The 2,634-nt window shown below is 36.3% G+C and carries 2 protein-coding genes and 1 tRNA gene; all 3 read right to left on the reverse strand.

Annotated elements, in window-relative coordinates:
- Window positions 1-377: hypothetical protein (locus tag RTP52_RS14800; protein ID WP_312372211.1), on the reverse strand; the 377-nt coding region annotated here is incomplete at its 3' end.
- A gap of 636 nt (window positions 378-1,013) precedes the next feature.
- A tRNA-Gly gene (locus RTP52_RS14805) sits at window positions 1,014-1,084 on the reverse strand.
- 197 nt (window positions 1,085-1,281) lie between these two features.
- Window positions 1,282-2,061 carry a response regulator transcription factor gene (locus tag RTP52_RS14810; protein ID WP_312100059.1) on the reverse strand — a complete coding sequence of 260 codons (780 nt, stop codon included), beginning with the start codon at window positions 2,059-2,061 and terminating at the stop codon, window positions 1,282-1,284.
- Between the last annotated feature and the right edge of the window lie 573 nt (window positions 2,062-2,634).

Raw genomic sequence — 2,634 nt, forward strand, 5'->3', positions numbered from 1 at the left:
GTCTGGGACAGTTTCATCTTGGCATCTTCGGCGGTACGGCCGGTCACCTTGATGGTGTAATTAGATCCATCTGACAATGTGGTCAGATTTTTCAAATCCAGGCAATACCAATCAGAGGTACGGCTGGTAACGCTGATGGCTTTAACTCCTCCATTGTCAATAATGGTCAGCGTCGGGCTACCGGACATCTGTAACCATGTGGTGCCATCGAATGTGGTACCGACTGCTTTGCTCTGGATATCACTATCGGACGCCATGGAGTATGCGGTTGTCGATGCCGCGTCGGCGATTGACGAACTGTTAGGCATAAGCTCGATAGGCAGGAGCTGCAGTACCATCAGTGCACACAGTAGAAAAGAAATAATTCTTTTCTTCATATAAATTTACCTCCTATTAATATGATATGTTCTGCCTCTTTTATTCTGGAGTTGGGGTTCTCCCTTTTCAGACTCATTGCTAACGTGCAGCGTGGCCAAACGGTCTTTTATTGGGTGAGACATCCCATCTTCTGTTTGATTCTTCCGGTTACGAACACCTCCTTTTACACCTTCACGCTTCATTGGGTACTGTGTCAATGGTTTGCATTAAGGTAATAGTAATAACTTCACGAGACAAACTGGCTTAAGCTTACATACTTGTATACTAGTGGATACACGTTAGAAATTCAATGTACAACATTATTAATAAAACGTGTATTTATTAGTAATTAATTTACAATAAAACTTCCAAAAAACATAAGGAAACAACCCTTCAAAGTTCAAGAATTAAGTAATAGCATGTCCACCCTTAATCAGTATATTTATTTTTAATATAAATATTCCTTATTCATCGTCAAACGCAAGTCTTAACCAAGCATTTCAGTATCCCCTATCCCCTTTTTGAAATCAGAACTCATTCATATTCTATCAAAAAGAAAAGACGTGAGGCGTTTCCTCACGTCAAAGCAGAGTTTTATTTTTAATGGCACGTAAAATAAGCATCAGCGTTCTGGCTGATGCTTTTAATCTTTCTACAGCGGATAACGGGAATCGAACCCGCATCCTAAGCTTGGGAAGCTCATATTCTACCATTGAACTATATCCGCTTAGTTACTACCATATTATTCTAGCACTTTTGTATTTATTCGTCAATAAAAAAAACAAGCTGTGAGAGGGTCACAGCCTGTTTTTTTCGACAAGAAAGCTCTAAGGCTTTTTTGCTCTCTTGTCCAGGCAAGGGACGATAGAAGCGGTCCATCTTACCAATCTACACGAAAGAGAAGAGATATTTTTGTTATGTATATTACTTAGATAATACTGTATTTCGAAACTCATTTGCAGAAATACCAACTATTTTTTTAAATACTCTTGAAAAATGAGCCATATCAACGAAGCCAACTTTTTCGGCTACCTCACCGATACGAAGTGCTGGATTATTGAGTAATTCTTTTGCCTTTTCAATACGAACATTATTAAGAATTTCAGAAAAATTTTGTCCAGTATGTCGGTGGAGTAATTTACTTAAATGCCATTGGCTGACATAGATATGCTCAGCAACTTCCGATAACATTATTTTTTGTTGGTAGTTTTCATCAATATATTGTAAGGCATTTTTCACGATAAAGCTGCTGGCGGTATTTTCTTCTGGTGAGCCTTGCTGTTCTTCGTCAGATATCATTGTTTCTTCTTTTTTTATCTCAACATCAGAACTTGATAAATTGGTTGTCATAACATCAAGTGCATCTAATAATTCATTCATTTTCGATGGTTTTAATAAGAAACGGGTAACACCAAGACAAATAGCCCGCTGGGCGTAATCAAAATCACGGAATCCAGTTAAGATACAAATCTGCATCTTTGGAAATTGTGATTTTATACTTGCAATCATGGTTAAGCCATCCATACCGGGCATACAGATATCAGAAATTAAAATATCTGGCTTTTGGTTTCGAATTAACTCCAGTCCGTCTTTCCCATTAAATGCAGTTCCTACCACCTGACAATTATGTTTCTCCCATGGTATTGTCTGAGACAATCCCCTTACGATAACCGGTTCGTCATCAATGATAATTACCTTGTACATGGCAACCTCCTGTCAGCCTGTTCTCACGCTTATGTATTTAAGGTTAATAATTATCTGGTTATTCATATCTTAGCACACTAGCTTATCTTATTCATAGTATGATACTTTACATGGAGATATACTAAATTAGTAAGCATATCCATCATGTATAACAGGAAAAACTTCAAAGCTAGCCATCCAATGAATGTAGAACTAAATCATAATCTAGACTAAATTAAAATGTAGAACCAAATTATTATTTAGAACTATCTCAAAAATGTAGAACGAAATTATTATTTAGAACTAACTCAAAGTGTAGAACCAAATTATAATCTAGAACCAAATCAAAATGTAGAACTAAATCAGAATGTAGAACTAAATTATCATCTAGAACTAAATCCAGATATAGTTTAGTTCTACACTAATATTATAACACAAAAATCAACCTTTGACCGCACCTGCAGTCATTCCTTTAATGATATATTTCTGTAAGAAGATATATAAGATTAGAATAGGAATAATTACAAGTGTTACCGCCGATGCCATAAGTCCGTAGTTAGTACCTTCCTGGGAAGTTAATTGATTTAATAAATT

Source organism: Lachnoclostridium sp. (assembly GCF_031997925.1).
Lineage (GTDB): Bacteria > Bacillota > Clostridia > Lachnospirales > Lachnospiraceae > Lachnoclostridium.